A 15,508-nucleotide genomic window follows, 5' to 3' on the forward strand; every position below is an offset into this window, starting at 1 on the left:
TCAGGCTCCGAATGCAACGCGCAGCACGGCAATGATGCCGGCAGCGGCCAGGAAGAAATGGGCGAAACGGGACAGGGTCAGCGCGGCAAGGCGCGAGCCCTTGCTGGATACATAGTCCTCGATGACCACCTGTACCCCGAGTTCCGAGTGATAGAACAGCACGGCAACGAACAGCACCAGCAGCACGGTCACCAGTGGCATGGACATCCATTGCTGCACGGTGTGGTAGTCGGCACCGGCCAGACTTACCAGGGAAACGATGAACCAGATGGTGAGGGGAATCAGGGCAACGGCTGTCAGACGCTGGATCATCCAGTGATGGACACCCTCCCTGGCCGAACCGAGACCCCGTGCACGTTTGAGCGGAGTTCTGAGACTCATGCCGCACCTCCGGAAACCGAATGGGCCGCCAGCCAGGTGACAGCCGTGGCGACAATGGCAGCAAGCACGACCAGATAGCCGGACAGGCGTGCAGTACCCAGATCCAGGCCCTTGCCGGCATCCCAGAACAGGTGCCGCAGTCCGTTGAAGAAGTGGTAGTAGAAGGCCAGTGTCCATGCCAGCATCAGTGCGCACCCCGCCCATGACGCCATCAGGCCCTGAGCCGTCGCAAAGGCGCTGGGGCCGGACGCGACCGAAACCAGCCAGTAAACGAGGAAAATGGCCCCAACCGCCAGAAATACGCCACTGATGCGATGACTGATGGACAATGCCATCGTCCACGCAAAGCGATAGATCTGAAGATGGGGTGAAACGGGCCGGTTGTCTGCCGCCATGCGAGTCACCTCTTTGAGATTCGAACATTACCGCCTCGCGATGAGGCGATCGATACGATCAGAAGTCGGAGCAGCGCCCCTTGACCTCCCAATCCCCGTAACGGGTGGGCTCAGGGCCCCTGGGGCCGCCGATCTCGCGGGGAAGGCCATGATTCTCCTCCGAAGCCGACTCAACGGCATCAGCCGTTTCTTCCGCCGGCTGCCGCCCCTTCTTTCCGTCCACCACGTTCTTGATCATTATCAGGGCTCCGGTGCCGGAAAATTCGAGAGATCCGCGACAGGCACGGCCAGCGATCGCAAACCGCCGAATGTGAAACCGCCCTGCTCCGGGACCCCGGTATTCTATACGCTGATGCGTCCCGGGCAAAGTCGGTGGCCACCCACCCCTTGCACACGGTTGTACAATGAAGGGACATTCCCGAATGCGAAGGACAGTTGAGCCCCATGCCACTGACTCAGGAGTCGACATCATCTTCGGCCCACTGGAATGGTTTTTTCGGTCTGGCCATGCAGGGCCCTTACAGCGGCAAGGCGACGCAATCACCACACAGGGCGTCATTTCCCGCCGCGGGTGAACCGGGCCCACCGCTGCTATGTGCACTGACGCATCTGCTGCCCCTGGCGGTGACCGGTGCCGATGCCGAAGCGTTTCTTGACGGCCAGGTCAGTGCGGCCGTCAGCCAGCTGCCCGACGATCGCGCCGTACTCACGGCCTGGCATGACCCCAAGGGTCGCGCCCGAACCCTGCTTCATCTCTGGAGGACGCCATCCGGCTTCTGCCTGCTGATGCCCGCGGATCGGCTTGAGCAACTGCTGCCCAAGCTGCGGATGTACATTCTGCGCTCCAGGGTCGAAATCACGCCACAAAACGATGAGCGTGCAGCCATGGGCCTTTTTGGCGCGCCCACCGAAAGCCAGTCGGCCTGGCGGTTGCTGGAGGGGACAGAGCACTGCTTTCTGCGTACGGCTTCCGCGGATGCGGCCCGCCAACTCTGGGACGATGCGGGCGAAGAAAACACCGGTGGCAGCCTGGAATGGCGTCAGCGGGAAATGCTGGCCGGCATCCCGGCCATGCCGGCGGCCGCATCGGAACTGTTCCTGCCGCAATTTCTCGACCTGGACCGGTTCGGCGGCCTGAGCTTCCGAAAGGGCTGCTATATCGGCCAGGAAGTCATCGCCAGAACCCACTATCTGGGCAAGGTCAAGCAGCAGCTGGGGCTGGCCCAAAGCAACCTCCCCGTCACGGCCGGGGTCGCGGTGCGCGATGGACAGGGGCGCAGGCTCGGGCATGTGCTGGATGCAGTACCGACCGGCTCCGAGAAAAAGAAGTGGCTGCTGCAGCTGGTTCTCAGAGACGACCCGACCAGCGGCGTGCTGAAAGCGGATCAGGAGCCGCCGGTGACACTGAAACGGATAAGCGATTGAGACCATTCAGGGAGAAATTCACCGCCAGCACTAAAGTTCCTCCGCTCACGGCCGATTCAGTTCCTGGAAGGCAGGCAAAACCACGGACTCGGGAACGAGGGGCTGAAGGCATGAAGGAACCCAAACCGGCAAAGGTGCACTGGCCACGTCTGGATGGGGTCTACCCCCACTTTCTCAAGGGTGTCTCGCGACGGGGGCGATGCTTTCACCACATCCCGAACGATGATGTCCCGGGTCTTATCGGGGAAATCCTGCGCGACGATTACGGCAGCGTGATTTCCGTGACCCTGCGAATGGACGCGGCGAATCCGGGCTGTGTGACAGTCGCCACCGGTGAGATTCCGGATGCCTGGATGCCCTATGACCATGGCTATGCACAGCAGCTGCCGGCCTATCTCCACGCCCTCTCGGAGCTGCTCAGGCAGGGAGAGGAGTCCGAGAACCCGCAGCAGTTGCTGGCCCACGTGGAAGGCTGGTTCGCGCTGACTTCCCGCCGCACCATGCGCCTGCCCCTGGATCGCCGCCGCTTTCCCGCCCTGGCCTATTAGGAAAGCTCTGGAAGAGGTTCCCTGGGCCGCCCCTGGGCCAACCATTCTCCCATCCCTGCCCCACGGCACCTTGCCCCTTGGATGCCACCCCTTGCCTGGACATCCGATAGCCCCGCCCGTGACTCAGATCAAGCACACCTTGAAATTCAATGGTAATGTCTCCATGTCATAATGGGTCGAACAATCACAGGCCAAGGCAGTCCAACTCAGGCCGGCGCGTACCAGAATCAAGGAGAAACCTATGTACGAAAGCGCCCTGATCGCGGTCGATTTTTCCCGCTCCAGCCTCCCCATGCTCAAGCGGCTGGGCTACATGGAGAGAATGGGCGTCAAGAATGTCATTCTCGTTCATACCAAGCCCACGGCCAGCGGAAGCGGCGGTGATGGACCGAAACTGAGCACCCAGGAACTGAAGGACAAGCTGGCCGAGCACGCTGAAGTGCTCAGCGATCAGTTCCAGGTGGAAACGCGTCTGCTGTCCGGGGACCCGGCGGAGCAGCTGCTGACCCTGGCCAAGGATGAGGACGTGGACCTGATCGTGACCGGATCCCGGGCCCACCATCCGGCCAAGCGACTGTTGATCGGCAGCACCGCCTCTGCTCTGGTTCGCAAGGCCGATCGCCCCCTGCTGCTGGAAGATGTGCGGGATGCGGATGAGGGGGAAGACAACATTCCACGCCGGGACGGGCCGACACTGCTGGCCACTGACGGTTCCGGTGCCGCCGAGGCGGCGGAGGATCATGCCCTGCGCATGCTGGGCAAGGACAATCACCTGCGCGTCATTACCGTGAGCTCCAGCAACGACATCGCTCGCGCCTGGCGTCGCCTGGAGCGAATCACCAACAAGGCGGCGGACGTGGGCGTCCGCCTGATCCGCAGCGTGGACCTGGGGCGGGCCGAGCACGTCATCCCGCAGATCGCGGCCGCCGAACGCGCCTCGCTGATCATTACCGGTCGACGTGGCCGTGATGGCGTACGTGGTGTGCGCATTGGCTCAACGGCGGAGGATATCTGTCGCAATGCCAACCGCCCGGTCCTGCTGGTGCCTGGCACCGAACAAGGCAATTAAGCTCAATTAAGCAAGGCATCAGGCCAGCCGGGGTCTTATTGACCCCGGCTGGCGGCGCCGCCTGAATCCTCACGGCCCGACTTCCCTTCTCCGCACCGCGACATCCTCTGCGGGGCCGAATGGCTTCGCGACTTACTCCGCACCGCTGTCACCCGCTTCCGGGCGCATGAGCGGGAACAGCAACACATCGCGTATGGACGGCGAATCGGTGAACAGCATGACCAGCCGGTCAATACCGATACCTTCTCCGGCCGTCGGCGGCAGTCCGTATTCCAGGGCACGAATGAAGTCGGCATCGTAGACCATGGCTTCTTCGTCGCCGGCTTCCTTCGAGCGCGCCTGCTCGAGAAACCGCTCGGCCTGATCCTCGGCGTCGTTGAGCTCCGAGAAGCCATTGGCCAGCTCACGCCCGCCGATGATCAGCTCGAATCGCTCCGTCAGGAAGGCATCGTCATCCTTGCGTCGAGAGAGCGGCGAAACCTCGGTGGGGTAGTCAATCACGAAGGTCGGCTGTATCAGGCGATGCTCCGCGGTCTTCTCGAATATCTCAAGCTGCAGCTTGCCGGCACCCCAGGCGCTCTCCGCGGCGATACCCAGTTTCTCGGCCACGCCGGCGAGGTAATCCCGATCCCGAAGGCGCTTGCGATCCAGGTCATCATTGAACCGCAGAATGGCCTCTTCCACGGTCAGGCGCTCGAAATCCTTCGAAAAATCGTAGGCCTCACCCTGATAATTCACCACGTCACCACCGGACACCGCTTCGGCAATGCTGCGAAACAGGCGCTCGGTGAGCGCCATCAGGTCATGATAGTCCGCGTAGGCCTGGTAGAACTCCAGCATGGTGAATTCCGGATTATGCCGGGTGGACACGCCCTCATTGCGGAAATTCCGGTTGATCTCGTAGACCTTGTCCATGCCGCCCACCACCAGCCGCTTGAGAAACAGTTCCGGCGCCACCCGCATGTAAAGCGGCATATCGAGCGCATTGTGATGGGTAATGAAGGGTCGTGCCGTGGCTCCCCCGGGGATGGACTGCATCATCGGGGTTTCCACTTCCATGAAACCGGAAGCATTCATGAAGTCGCGCACGATCTGAACGATGCGTGTGCGGACCTTGAACGTCTCCATGACCTCACGGTTCATGATCAGATCCAGGTAACGCTGACGATAGCGGATCTCCTGATCCTGAAGACCATGAAATTTCTCCGGCAGCGGCCGCAGTGACTTGGTCAAAAGGCGGATGGACTCAACCTTGACCGACAACTCGCCCGTCTTTGTCTTGAACAGGGTCCCGACGGCACCAACGATGTCACCCACATCCCAGGTCTTGAACGTCTTGTACACGCCTTCCGGCAGGGCATCACGCTGCACGAAGAGCTGGATACGGCCACTGCTGTCCTGGAGTTTCGCGAAACTGGCCTTGCCCATCACCCGCTTTTCCATCATGCGCCCGGCCACATTGACGCGAATCTCGCCTTCCTCAAGGGAGTCGCCGCTTCGCTGGCCGTAGGTGCCATGCAGATCCTCCGCCAGGGAATCCCGATGGAAGTCATTGGGGAAGGGTTTGCCGCTCTCCCGCCAGGCGGCGAGCTTCTCACGACGATGAGTGATGAGCTTGTTTTCCTGTTCCTGACTCATGGGCCTGCTACCCTCCGGGCCGCGGTTGAAAAAATCTGGAAGCGGCCGGCGCATTCACACCGGCCGGATGACGGAGTCTGGCTCAAAGGCCTTTCTTGAGACTGGCCTCGAGGAAGGGATCAAGGTTCCCGTCCAGCACACCCTGGGTGTTACCGATTTCCACTCCGGTGCGCAGATCCTTGATGCGCGACTGATCGAGCACATAGGAACGGATCTGGCTACCCCAGCCGATGTCGGCCTTGCCTTCTTCCACCGTAGCCTGCTTCTCGCGCCGCAGCTGCATCTCGTGCTCATACAGCTTGGCCCTCAGCTGCTTCATGGCCGTGGCCTTGTTCTTGTGCTGGGAGCGCTCGGTCTGACACTGCACCACGATCCCCGTGGGTTCGTGCACGATTCGAACCGCCGACTCAGTGGTATTGACGTGCTGCCCGCCGGCGCCACTGGCGCGATAGACATCGATGCGAAGATCGGAAGGATCAATCTCGATTTCCACATCGTCATCGATTTCGGGGGAAACGAACACGGCGGCAAAGGAGGTATGTCGACGATTGCCGGAATCGAACGGGGATTTGCGCACCAGGCGATGCACACCGGTCTCGGTGCGAAGCCAGCCGAAGGCGTAATCTCCCTCGAATTTGATGGTCGCGCTCTTGATGCCCGCCACTTCACCGGCGGAACATTCCATCAGGGTGGTGCGGAAGCCCTTCTGCTCACCCCAGCGCAGATACATGCGCAGCAGCATTTCCGCCCAGTCCTGGGCCTCCGTGCCGCCGGAACCGGCCTGGATGTCCATGTAGGCATTATTGGCATCCATCTCGCCGGAGAACATGCGGCGGAACTCCAGACCTTCAATGATGGACTGCACACCATCCAGTTCGGCGGGCAATTCCTGCAGGGTCGCCTCGTCGCCCTCTTCCATGGCCATGTCGAAGAGTTCGGCGGCATCATCGGCCCGCTGACCGACCTCATCCAGACGATCGACAATCTCCACCAGGCGCGCACGCTCCTGGCCAAGTTTCTGGGCATAATCGGGATTATCCCAGACGCCGGGATCTTCCAGTTCGCGGGTGACTTCCGTCAGCCGTTCCTTGCGTTCAGCGTAGTCAAAGATACCCCCTCAGCGCGTCGATGCGCTCCCTGAGGTCCGCGATCTGGCGCTGAATGACGTTGCTTTCGACGGCGTCCGACACGATCTTTACTCCAGCTTGCATGAGCATTACGACAGGCGCCCCGGCTGGGGCGAAAACCCGCGTATGCTACACCATCCGCGCGATCCGATGAACCACAGGCGCCCGCCTACACCGCTTCGATCACCTCAATGACCAGTTGCGGGCGGCGCAGCCCCCGGTATTCATTCACGTCAAGACGATAGGCGAGCCGCACCTGCTCCGGCAGGCCATCCAGCCACTGCGCCGGGGGGTTGAAGGCAATGCCTTCAATGGGCGTGGCCACCTGCGGCAGCTGAAGACGGCACTTCAGGTGGCGCTCCCCCACAATCCGGCTGTCAAGCACATGAAACACCCCGTCAAACAGCGGCTCCGGGAACCCTTGTCCCCAGGGACCGGCCCGACGCAGGGTTTCGGCGAATTCCAGCGTGAAGTCACGTGCCGGCAGCTCCCCGTCGCTGAACACGATACCCGCCAGGGCATCACTGTCGGCGACCCTATCGACGGCCTGTTCCAATTGCTGACGGAAACGCGAGAGCTGGCTCTCCGGCAGACTCAGGCCCGCCGCCATGGCATGACCGCCAAAACGCTCGATCAGCCCGGGATTACGCGTGTCCACATCGGCGAGTACATCCCGAATGTGGATGCCGGCGACCGATCGCAGGGATCCCTTGAGCCGGCCATTCTCACCCCGTGCCAGCGCGGCCACAGGCCGATGGATCCGCTCCCGGATGCGCGATGCCACCAGACCGACAATGCCGGGATGCCAGTCCTTCCTGTACAGGGTGACGACCGAAGGCAAACCTTCACCTTCGGCCACCTGCAACCGATCGATGGCGCGTTCGGCCTGTTGCTGCATTTCGAATTCGATGTCCCGGCGCCGCTGGTTCATGGCATCAAGCACCTGAGCTCTTTCCCAGGCCCGATCCCCATCGGTGGCCAGCAGGGTCTCGATACCGTGTGACATGTCATCCAGGCGACCGGCTGCATTCAGGCGGGGTGCCACAGCGAAGCCGAGATCGGCGCAATTGATGTCGGTTCGCTGGCGCCCGGCCACGCGTATCAGCGCGTCGATGCCCGGGCGCAGGCGCCCCGAGCGCATGCGCTCAAGACCCTGGTGCACCAGAATCCGATTGTTGTGATCCAGCGGCACCAGATCCGCTACCGTGCCCAGCGCCACCAGATCCAGCCAGTCCGCCAGGCGGGGCTCCTTGCGCTGCCCTTCCGCGAACCAGTGGCGCTTGCGCAGGTGAGCGCGCAGGCCCAGCAAGAGATAGAACACCACGCCGACCCCGGCAAGATGGCGGCTGGGGAAGTCATCACCGGGAAGATTCGGGTTGAGGATGGCATTGGCATTTGGCAACTCTGGCCCCGGCAGATGATGGTCCGTCACCAGCACGTCCACCCCGCGCTCCCGGGCAAGTGCCACGCCCTCCAGGCTCGAGATCCCGTTATCCACCGTAATGATCAGGGTCGGCGGCTGAGGCCGGCCAAGCGCCAGGGCGACGATCTCCGGCGTCAGGCCGTAGCCGTACTCAAAGCGATTGGGCACCAGATAATCCACGGAGGCCGCGCCCATGGCACGCAGTGCGTCCAGCAACAGGGCCGTACTGGTGGCTCCGTCCGCATCGAAATCGCCGACCACCAGGATACGACCGCCAGCCAGGTGGGACTCCAGCAGAGCCACCGCATCGGGCATGCCACCAAGGGCCTCCGGGGTGAGCAGCTTTCCGCTGCCGTAATCCAGCTCCCGCTTGTCGCGGACACCGCGAGCCGCGTAAAGACGCCGAAGTACCGGGTGAAGGTGGGCCGGGAGGCGCGCGGCATCCGCCACCTGGCGACGCCGGATTCGTGAAGACACACTCATTGGGAACGATTCTCCCGATGCCCTTCAATCCAGTCCGGCAACAGCACCCGGCGGCGCCAGAATCGACGGCGACCCCACGGGGAGAGCACCACGACGCCGAGGGCACCCAATTGCAGACGCAATTGTTTCAGCTGGCCACGCAGCAACAGACGTGAAAGGGGCTGGAACCAATCTCGCTCGAGCGCTTCCAGTGCCGCCAGCCAGGCCGGCTCATCGCCCATCCGTGCGGCCAGTCCTCCTTGTTCGAGGTGCAGGAAATCCTGCCCCTGGATCGGTTCCTTCGCCCACTCATCGGCATCGGCCGGAAGCGGCGCCTGCTTCAGACCATGATGGATGGCCAGCCCCCGGAAAATGGGATCATCCGCCATCACCCGGCTCCACGGCGGCGGGGTCACCGCCTGCGACAGGCGACCACCGCCCCAGGGCCAGATTCCACTGACGGGCATCTGCCCGGCCTCGCGTCGTGCGTGATTCACGGGATGGTCGTGAAACAGCATCTGGGTCTCATTGATCAGCTGCTCCAGGCGGGATCGATCGGGGCCAGAAGGCATGAAATGAAACAGGTTCCTCCCGCTCACCTCCAGGGGCGAACGGGTCTCGACCTCCAGGGCATCCGGCAGGCGCAGATACCAGCGATCCGGGGACATGCGCTCGAGACTCAGGCCGTCATCGCCGAAGTGGGCATTGAAGGCTGCCACCAGATCCCGGGATTCACTCTCGGTGAGATCAATGGTGGCCGAATCCCAGAGCAGCAGGTGATCCTGATCCGCCTGAAGATGGACCGGGTCAACGCGCAGCAGATAGGCGTCTCCCGGCTGCCCACCCTCACCGAGCAGTGCCAGGGCGGCCTGGGGCCAGGCTCCGCCATCGTTCGTGACCGCGGCTTCCCACTGCCCGCGACTCAATAACGCTTCCAGCGCAGGCAATGCCACACCCCGGTGCCGCAGCCCGTCCAGAAGCACGGGGCTGACAGCCAGCAACTGCGGCAGGTTGAGTGTCAGGCCACTGTCAGGCGTCGGGATCGGGCTGTTAGACTTGTGCATCAATCAGGCACTCGGGAGCGAGCGGAAAACATGAAGGTTGAGAAAGACTTCCTCGGTGACGACGCGCGTCTCCTGATCCGGGCTTACGGACCGGGTGAGGTGCGCGTGAACAATGATCTTATCACGCAGAGCTTCATTCTGACCCCGTTCCGCCTGGACACGGGCTGGCGCCCGGAGCAATTTAATGAGCTTCAGCCCGGGGATTTTGATGCCATGGTGGCTGAGCGGCCCGAGGTGATTCTCCTGGGCACGGGTGCGAGAACCCGCATACCGCGTCAGGAAATCCTCGCAGCCGTACTGGGCCAGGGCATTGGCCTGGAATTCATGGATACCGGCGCTGCCTGCCGTACCTTCAACGTGCTGGTGGCCGAGGAGCGATCCGTGATGGCGGGTCTATTGATGATTGAGGATGAGGGGGAGCCTGACTGATTTCCTCGCGCCGTCCCCCGGCGCGAATGAATCGATTACGCGCACCCTGGCTCATTCGAACAGGGGCTCATTCGAACAGGGCTTCTTCCGACAAGCCTTCCTTCTCCAGCAGGCGACGCAGGCGCTTGAGCGCGTCCATCTGGATCTGACGCACACGCTCGCGTGTCACGCCAATGCAATTTCCGACCTCTTCCAGAGTGGCCTTTTCATGGCCGTTCAGGCCGAAACGCCGCTGTACGACCTCCCGCTGCTTGTCCGTCAGACGACCGAGCCAGACATCCACCACGGCCAGCAGATCCTGATCCTGCAGCAGACGTGACGGGTCGCTGTTGCCATCGTCCGGGATCGCATCCAGCAACATGCGGTCACCGTCCTTGCCAATGGGCGTGTCAACGGAAGCAATTCGCTCGTTGAGGCCAAGCATGCGCTCTACATCCTGGAGGGGGCGATCGAGGGTCTCGGCGATCTCTTCCGGGCTGGGTTCACGGTCCAGATCCTGAGCCAGCTTTCGCGCGGCCTTCAGGTAGAGATTGATTTCCTTGATGACGTGGATGGGCAGGCGAATGGTACGGGTCTGGTTCATGATGGCTCGTTCAATGGTCTGACGGATCCACCATGTGGCGTAGGTCGAGAAACGGAAACCCCGCTCGGGATCGAACTTCTCGACGGCATGAATGAGGCCCAGGTTGCCTTCCTCGATCAGGTCCAGCAACGGCAAGCCACGATTGTTGTATCGCCGTGCGATCTTGACCACCAGGCGCAGATTGCTCTCGATCATGCGCTTGCGCGCCGCTTCGTTCCCGGCCAGGGCCTGGCGTGCAAAATACACTTCCTCTTCGGGGGTCAGCAGCGGGGAGAAACCGATTTCACTCAGGTACATGCGGGTGGCATCCAGCTGCTCTTCCGCAAAACCACCACGCCCGGTGGCCGATTCCACGTCAAAGCTTTCGGCCACCTCCGGGGAATCTCCGCCCCCCTCGTCCGGGTTTCCCCGGGAGGTCACCAGATCCGGATCAGCCGGATCAACATTTCCTTCCGTCTCTTTGACCCCCATAAGACCCCTCTGTCTCTCAAGGCCGCACCCTGGCGCCTGTCAGTGAGCGCTGCACGGCCGGAAGTCATCATTCACCGTGGTTCCCGATGACCGGAACATCAGCGACGGGCCGGCAGATGCTGCATCGGGTCAACCGCATTACCCTCGGAACGAATCTCGAAGTGCAGCATGGAACGATTACCCCGGCCAAGGCCCACTCGGCCAATCCGGTCACCTGCCTGCACTTCATCGCCTTCGTCCACGAGAATCTCCTGATTATGCCCATATGCACTCAGGAAAACATCATCGTGCTTGATGATAATAAGCTTACCGTAACCGATGAGTCCACTACCCGTATACACGACGCGACCGGGACCGGCTGCCATCACGTTGCTGCCTTCCTCCGCCGCAATCTGGATCCCCTTGCCCATCGCACCGTCACCGAAACGATTGATCAGCTCCCCCTCCACGGGCCAGACCCAGTTGAGGTCCGTCCGGCGACGGGGTGGCTGGGTCGGGCGACTGTCATTGCGCCCTTCACTTCCGGGTTGGGATCCTGCGGATGGACGACTGCCGCCGGTGCCGGTGGTGGATGCGGCCGCTGTGCGCTCACCGCTTGCAGCCGGGCGACGGCCCGGATCCTGCAGAATGAGCTCATCACCGGGATAAATCAGATAGCCTGCGCCAATACCATTCCAGGCCGCCAGTTCACGGTAATCGATGCCATGACGGAATGCGATGGAATAGAGGGTGTCGCCCTCCTTGACGGTATAGGACTCCGGCGCCCAGCGCAGAGCGCCGGCACAGGCCGTGATGAACAATGCGAGCAGCAGCGCTGCCAATGCCGCGCCGAATCGCATTGTTCCCCTGTTTCGCATCATGGAGGAGTATCCGCTGAGGAATGATCGGTTTACCGGCCTAGGCTACAACAGAAGTGCCACGGACTGTAGTGGCGGCCCTCTACCAGAAACGCCAGATCAGAAACCCAAGGACACACAGGCACACCAGCATCCAGCCGATGAGATCAATGTGCTGTTTCAGTCGTGCCTCCACGGGTGGTCCGCCCCAGCTCACCAGCCAGGCCACGAGAAAGAAACGGCCGCCCCGACCAATGATGGAGGCCAGAACAAACAGGGGCAGATTGAGTGCCAGGGCGCCGGCGGCGATGGTGAATATCTTGTAGGGCACCGGCGAGAAACCCGCCAGCAGCACGGCCCAGAATCCCCAGTCGTGAAACCACTCCCGTGCCAGCTCATAGGCCTGGCGATAGCTGGCCTCTTCGATCATCGGCATCACCAGCTCCATGGCGAAATAGCCCATCAACCAGCCCACCACGCCACCGAGCACCGATGCGATGGTGGTAATCAGGGCGAGACGAAGCCAGCGTCCGGGTCTGGCCAGGGTCATGGGAGCCAGCATCACGTCCGGTGGCACGGGGAAGAAGGTGGATTCCGCGAAACTCAGGCCCGCCAGGTAATGCGGTGCGTGGGGATGGGCAGACCAGCGCATGACCCGCCGGTAGAGAAAGGAAAATGGACGCATCAGATACGCCCGCTCCTCAGGGGCACAAAGCTCACCAGGCCAAGGTTCTCCTCATGGAACTCATCACCCTGTCGACGAATGCGCAACAGACGCTGGGCACCGCTTTCACCCACCGGTATGATCAGAACCCCGCCGTCTGCCAGCTGCGCCAGCAGAGCTTCCGGGACGACGGCAGGTGCCGCCGCCGCCAGAATGGCGTCAAAGGGCGCCTTGTCCCGATACCCTTCGTATCCGTCACCGTGACGAAAATTCACGTTTCTGATTCCCAGCTCGCGCAGATTGCGGCGGGCTCGCTGCAGCAGCGCCCCGATACGCTCCACGGAAAAGACCTCACCGACGAGGCCGCTCATCACTGCCGTCTGATAGCCACAGCCGGTGCCGATCTCGAGCACCTTCTCCGGCTTGCCTTGTTCAATCAGCGCTTCGGTCATGCGTGCCACCACCCAGGGCTGGGAAATGGTCTGACCATGACCGATGGGCAACGCCGTATCCTCATAGGCCCGACTGGACAGCGCCTCATCGACAAACAGGTGCCGGGGTATGTGGCGTATGGCTTCAAGCACTGCGGGGTGCTGGATTCCGTTTTCCTGCAGCCGCCGCACCAGGCGGTCACGAGTTCGGGCCGATGTCATGCCGATACCACTCTGCAACGGTGTCATTGGGCTATTTCCCCCTTGTTGAGCCAACCGGCGATCTGATCAATGGCCGAATACCGGGTCAGATCCACCTGCAAGGGGGTCACTGACACCGCGCCCGACCGCACGGCATGAAAATCCGTCCCCGGCCCGGCATCTTCCTCCCCGCCGGCCGGGCCGATCCAGTAGACCGTCCGGCCCCGCGGATCGGTGTCCCTGACGACGGCCTCGGCGCGCTTGCGATGCCCGAGACGGGTCGCCTCGAAACCACGGAGGGCGTCATAGGGCAGATCCGGCACGTTCACATTGAGAATGGTGTCGGCCGGGAGTGGATCTCTTTTCATGCGCGCAATGAGTTCCAGCACCACCCTGGCCGCGGTTTCATAATGACCACCACCGTTGATGACCAGGGAAACCGCAATGGCGGGCAGACCCAGGAAACGCCCTTCCATCGCCGCCGAAACAGTCCCGGAATAAAGGACATCGTCCCCCAGGTTGCCACCCTCATTGATGCCGGAGACCACCATGTCCGGCTGCTTATCCAGCAACCCGGTAATCGCCACATGGACGCTATCGGTGGGCGTACCTTCAACGCAGAAAACGCCGGGGCCTGTTTCGTGAATTCGCAGGGGTCGATCCAGGGTCAGGGAGTTGCTGGCACCGCTTCGGTTGCGATCCGGCGCGAAGACCACCACCCGGGCAATGGTGGCGAGTTCCGCCGCCAGGACACGGATACCGGTGGCAAGGTAACCATCATCGTTGCTGACCAGAATCTGCATAGTGTGATCTTCCGGGTTGCCGGCCCGGACGCTCTGGCCCGGGGCGCGGCACACTATACCATCCCCGCCCCCGGACCGAGCGTTCATGCCGGTGCCCGGATCATGGTAACTTGTTCCCCATGTCCGCATCGGCCTCCCGGGAGGGCGCCATGAGCCAGAGGAACTCACTCTCCGACGAGGATATCGCACTGTTTCGGGAAAGCCTGGATGGCGTACGCCCCCTGCCGGACGACAACCGTGCCGAGCGTGCTTCACGCCGCCCCCCTCCCCGGGCCCGTTTCCGCCGCGCTGACGAGGAAGCCGTCAAGGAGGCCTCCCTTGCCGGTGACTGGGAGGAATTGCCCGAAACCGGGGAAGTGCTTCAGTACGCCAGACCCGGCGTCCGGCGAGATGTCCTGCGCCGCCTTCGACGGGGGCGGATCCCCGTGCGTGATGAACTGGATCTGCACGGGCTGAACTGGCGTGATGCCCGGCTCTGTGTTGCCTATTTCCTGGCCGAGTGTCAGGCACGTGACATTCGCTGCGTGCGCCTCATCCACGGCAAGGGGCTGCGTTCCGGAAACAATGGACCTGTGATCAAGACCCGGTTGAACAGCTATCTGCAGAAACGCTCGGATGTCATCGCCTTCTGCTCGGCGCGGCAGAACGACGGCGGCACCGGGGCAATGTATGTCCTCGTCGGCGGTGGCTGACCGGGATACTCAGGGGTTCAATCGAAAGCCCGCGAAAGCTCATGACCACGACCAACAGGAGTAAATCACCATGTCCATCGATGTGAATCTGCTCACCGGCATCCTCGCCATCATTGGGGGGGTGCTCATTCTCATCAAGCCCAAGCTGCTGAACTACATCGTGGCAATCTATCTGATCGTGGTGGGCGTTCTGAAGGTGCTGCCCTACGTCACCTGAACCGCGGCCATCCCTTATTACCGATCGGGGGAGGTATCAGTCATGAATCGAGGCAGACTGCCTGCGTGTGCAGGCCTTGTGATCGTACTGATGTGGCTGTCCCCGCCAGTGACGGCCGGCCACTGGTCAGCGTCCATCCAGACAAGCAGTCAGTCCATCGACCGTGTCATTACCCGCGGTGACATCTGGTGGAGTGAGGTTGATGATCGCAGAGCGGGCCTGGGTGTCGGTCTGGCGTATCACGTCACGCCGGACTGGCGCCTGGGTGCCCGTTATCAGCGCAGCCGTGGATTCGCGGTCACCAACAGCTGCCCCGACAACGGTGCCTGCCCGCTCATCCTGATCAGCGAAAGCGGCCGACTGCAGATGTTTACCGTCGACATGGCACGGCAGTGGGAAATCGGCTCCAACTGGAGCCTGGGCGCGGGCCTGGGCTGGATGCAGTGGGAATTCGATACCAGCGGCATCCTGCCCGGTGACAGCGGGGGTGATCCCTACCTGTCCGCCGCGATCAGTCGCACCCTTGGCAATGCCTGGCGTGCCGAGCTGGGCATGGAGTGGTCGGATATCCGTTATCGCGCAACCCGGCTCAGCTTCACCCGCACGCTGGGACGATAATGGGCGGCCCCTGCCGCCTCGTAATGAAGGC

At 62.3% G+C, this 15,508-nt stretch carries 19 protein-coding genes; 7 read left to right on the forward strand and 12 right to left on the reverse strand.

From position 1 onward, the window contains the following. From sdhD to RBH19_RS00255, 3 genes are read right to left on the reverse strand one after another with little or no spacing between them, the layout of a single operon-like run. Window positions 1-381, reverse strand: coding sequence for a succinate dehydrogenase, hydrophobic membrane anchor protein (sdhD, locus tag RBH19_RS00245; RefSeq protein ID WP_306726790.1), 381 nt, complete (start codon window positions 379-381; stop codon window positions 1-3). After that, entirely contained in the window at window positions 378-776 is a 399-nt protein-coding gene (gene sdhC / locus RBH19_RS00250; protein ID WP_306726791.1) for a succinate dehydrogenase, cytochrome b556 subunit, read from the reverse strand. The genes sdhD and sdhC overlap by 4 nt, the downstream gene beginning before the upstream one ends. 58 nt (window positions 777-834) lie before the next feature. Further along, window positions 835-1,014 (reverse strand): DUF1674 domain-containing protein, encoded by a 180-nt coding sequence (locus tag RBH19_RS00255; protein WP_306726792.1) that lies wholly within the window; start codon window positions 1,012-1,014, stop codon window positions 835-837. Window positions 1,015-1,220: 206 nt separating this feature from the next. On the opposite strand from RBH19_RS00255, the gene ygfZ reads away from it, so the two are divergent. From ygfZ to RBH19_RS00270, 3 genes are all read left to right on the forward strand, one after another. Next, window positions 1,221-2,201: a CAF17-like 4Fe-4S cluster assembly/insertion protein YgfZ gene (gene ygfZ, locus RBH19_RS00260; protein ID WP_306726793.1), complete on the forward strand. Its 981-nt coding sequence runs from the start codon at window positions 1,221-1,223 to the stop codon at window positions 2,199-2,201. A gap of 110 nt (window positions 2,202-2,311) precedes the next feature. Beyond that, entirely contained in the window at window positions 2,312-2,749 is a 438-nt protein-coding gene (locus RBH19_RS00265; protein ID WP_306726795.1) for a hypothetical protein, read from the forward strand. 241 nt (window positions 2,750-2,990) lie between these two features. Next, window positions 2,991-3,818: a universal stress protein gene (locus RBH19_RS00270; protein ID WP_306726796.1), complete on the forward strand. Its 828-nt coding sequence runs from the start codon at window positions 2,991-2,993 to the stop codon at window positions 3,816-3,818. A gap of 132 nt (window positions 3,819-3,950) precedes the next feature. Here the strand turns inward: RBH19_RS00270 and lysS are convergent, their stop codons facing one another. The 4 genes from lysS to RBH19_RS00290 all read right to left on the reverse strand — a co-directional run bounded on the left by lysS (window position 3,951) and on the right by RBH19_RS00290 (window position 9,532). Beyond that, on the reverse strand, window positions 3,951-5,456 hold the full coding sequence (lysS, locus tag RBH19_RS00275; protein WP_306726797.1) for a lysine--tRNA ligase: 1,506 nt from the start codon (window positions 5,454-5,456) through the stop codon (window positions 3,951-3,953). 82 nt (window positions 5,457-5,538) lie between these two features. Then, a protein-coding gene (gene prfB, locus RBH19_RS00280; RefSeq protein ID WP_306726798.1) for a peptide chain release factor 2 occupies window positions 5,539-6,667 on the reverse strand; the annotation gives its coding sequence in 2 pieces (ribosomal slippage) (window positions 5,539-6,561 and window positions 6,563-6,667; 1,128 coding nt in all). An 85-nt stretch (window positions 6,668-6,752) separates the two neighbouring features. After that, window positions 6,753-8,489, reverse strand: a complete 1,737-nt coding sequence (gene recJ, locus RBH19_RS00285) for a single-stranded-DNA-specific exonuclease RecJ (protein ID WP_306726799.1) — start codon at window positions 8,487-8,489, stop codon at window positions 6,753-6,755. After that, window positions 8,486-9,532, reverse strand: a complete 1,047-nt coding sequence (locus RBH19_RS00290; RefSeq protein WP_306726800.1) for a hypothetical protein — start codon at window positions 9,530-9,532, stop codon at window positions 8,486-8,488. Before RBH19_RS00290 ends, recJ begins: the two co-directional genes overlap by 4 nt. Before the next feature lie 30 nt (window positions 9,533-9,562). Here RBH19_RS00290 and RBH19_RS00295 point away from each other — a divergent pair, with 30 nt between their 5' ends. Continuing rightward, window positions 9,563-9,961: an Mth938-like domain-containing protein gene (locus RBH19_RS00295; RefSeq protein WP_306726801.1), complete on the forward strand. Its 399-nt coding sequence runs from the start codon at window positions 9,563-9,565 to the stop codon at window positions 9,959-9,961. 67 nt (window positions 9,962-10,028) lie between these two features. Here RBH19_RS00295 and rpoS read toward each other — a convergent pair whose 3' ends face one another. From rpoS to surE, 5 genes are all read right to left on the reverse strand, one after another. After that, window positions 10,029-11,015 carry an RNA polymerase sigma factor RpoS gene (gene rpoS / locus RBH19_RS00300; RefSeq protein ID WP_306726802.1) on the reverse strand — a complete coding sequence of 329 codons (987 nt, stop codon included), beginning with the start codon at window positions 11,013-11,015 and terminating at the stop codon, window positions 10,029-10,031. Between the two features lie 98 nt (window positions 11,016-11,113). Next, a complete protein-coding gene (locus RBH19_RS00305; RefSeq protein ID WP_306726803.1) occupies window positions 11,114-11,875 on the reverse strand; it encodes a peptidoglycan DD-metalloendopeptidase family protein in 762 nt (253 codons plus the stop codon). Window positions 11,876-11,954: 79 nt separating this feature from the next. Then, window positions 11,955-12,536 (reverse strand): YqaA family protein, encoded by a 582-nt coding sequence (locus RBH19_RS00310; RefSeq protein WP_306726804.1) that lies wholly within the window; start codon window positions 12,534-12,536, stop codon window positions 11,955-11,957. Then, window positions 12,536-13,195, reverse strand: a complete 660-nt coding sequence (locus tag RBH19_RS00315; RefSeq protein WP_306726805.1) for a protein-L-isoaspartate(D-aspartate) O-methyltransferase — start codon at window positions 13,193-13,195, stop codon at window positions 12,536-12,538. Before RBH19_RS00315 ends, RBH19_RS00310 begins: the two co-directional genes overlap by 1 nt. Continuing rightward, on the reverse strand, window positions 13,192-13,950 hold the full coding sequence (gene surE, locus RBH19_RS00320; RefSeq protein WP_306726806.1) for a 5'/3'-nucleotidase SurE: 759 nt from the start codon (window positions 13,948-13,950) through the stop codon (window positions 13,192-13,194). Before surE ends, RBH19_RS00315 begins: the two co-directional genes overlap by 4 nt. 149 nt (window positions 13,951-14,099) lie before the next feature. Between surE and RBH19_RS00325 the strand changes: the two genes are divergently transcribed. The 3 genes from RBH19_RS00325 (at window position 14,100) to RBH19_RS00335 (ending at window position 15,477) form a co-directional block, all read left to right on the forward strand. Further along, window positions 14,100-14,642 (forward strand): Smr/MutS family protein, encoded by a 543-nt coding sequence (locus tag RBH19_RS00325; protein WP_306726807.1) that lies wholly within the window; start codon window positions 14,100-14,102, stop codon window positions 14,640-14,642. Window positions 14,643-14,706: 64 nt separating this feature from the next. Then, the gene (locus RBH19_RS00330) at window positions 14,707-14,859 is read left to right on the forward strand and encodes a DUF3096 domain-containing protein (protein WP_306727279.1); all 153 of its coding nucleotides are present in this window, start codon (window positions 14,707-14,709) and stop codon (window positions 14,857-14,859) included. A 42-nt stretch (window positions 14,860-14,901) separates the two neighbouring features. Beyond that, on the forward strand, window positions 14,902-15,477 hold the full coding sequence (locus RBH19_RS00335) for a porin family protein (RefSeq protein ID WP_306726808.1): 576 nt from the start codon (window positions 14,902-14,904) through the stop codon (window positions 15,475-15,477). The last annotated feature ends 31 nt before the right edge of the window (window positions 15,478-15,508 follow it).

The organism is Natronospira bacteriovora, assembly GCF_030848495.1.
GTDB classification, from domain to species: domain Bacteria; phylum Pseudomonadota; class Gammaproteobacteria; order Natronospirales; family Natronospiraceae; genus Natronospira; species Natronospira bacteriovora.

Bases quoted from the DNA above. Each gene is read 5' to 3' on its own strand.
- sdhD (WP_306726790.1), bottom strand. From the start codon at position 381: ATGAGTCTCAGAACTCCGCTCAAACGTGCACGGGGTCTCGGTTCGGCC.
- sdhC (WP_306726791.1), bottom strand. From the start codon at position 776: ATGGCGGCAGACAACCGGCCCGTTTCACCCCATCTTCAGATCTATCGC.
- RBH19_RS00255 (WP_306726792.1), bottom strand. From the start codon at position 1,014: ATGATCAAGAACGTGGTGGACGGAAAGAAGGGGCGGCAGCCGGCGGAA.
- ygfZ (WP_306726793.1), top strand. From the start codon at position 1,221: ATGCCACTGACTCAGGAGTCGACATCATCTTCGGCCCACTGGAATGGT.
- RBH19_RS00265 (WP_306726795.1), top strand. From the start codon at position 2,312: ATGAAGGAACCCAAACCGGCAAAGGTGCACTGGCCACGTCTGGATGGG.
- RBH19_RS00270 (WP_306726796.1), top strand. From the start codon at position 2,991: ATGTACGAAAGCGCCCTGATCGCGGTCGATTTTTCCCGCTCCAGCCTC.
- lysS (WP_306726797.1), bottom strand. From the start codon at position 5,456: ATGAGTCAGGAACAGGAAAACAAGCTCATCACTCATCGTCGTGAGAAG.
- recJ (WP_306726799.1), bottom strand. From the start codon at position 8,489: ATGAGTGTGTCTTCACGAATCCGGCGTCGCCAGGTGGCGGATGCCGCG.
- RBH19_RS00290 (WP_306726800.1), bottom strand. From the start codon at position 9,532: ATGCACAAGTCTAACAGCCCGATCCCGACGCCTGACAGTGGCCTGACA.
- RBH19_RS00295 (WP_306726801.1), top strand. From the start codon at position 9,563: ATGAAGGTTGAGAAAGACTTCCTCGGTGACGACGCGCGTCTCCTGATC.
- rpoS (WP_306726802.1), bottom strand. From the start codon at position 11,015: ATGGGGGTCAAAGAGACGGAAGGAAATGTTGATCCGGCTGATCCGGAT.
- RBH19_RS00305 (WP_306726803.1), bottom strand. From the start codon at position 11,875: ATGATGCGAAACAGGGGAACAATGCGATTCGGCGCGGCATTGGCAGCG.
- RBH19_RS00310 (WP_306726804.1), bottom strand. From the start codon at position 12,536: ATGCGTCCATTTTCCTTTCTCTACCGGCGGGTCATGCGCTGGTCTGCC.
- RBH19_RS00315 (WP_306726805.1), bottom strand. From the start codon at position 13,195: ATGACACCGTTGCAGAGTGGTATCGGCATGACATCGGCCCGAACTCGT.
- surE (WP_306726806.1), bottom strand. From the start codon at position 13,950: ATGCAGATTCTGGTCAGCAACGATGATGGTTACCTTGCCACCGGTATC.
- RBH19_RS00325 (WP_306726807.1), top strand. From the start codon at position 14,100: ATGAGCCAGAGGAACTCACTCTCCGACGAGGATATCGCACTGTTTCGG.
- RBH19_RS00335 (WP_306726808.1), top strand. From the start codon at position 14,902: ATGAATCGAGGCAGACTGCCTGCGTGTGCAGGCCTTGTGATCGTACTG.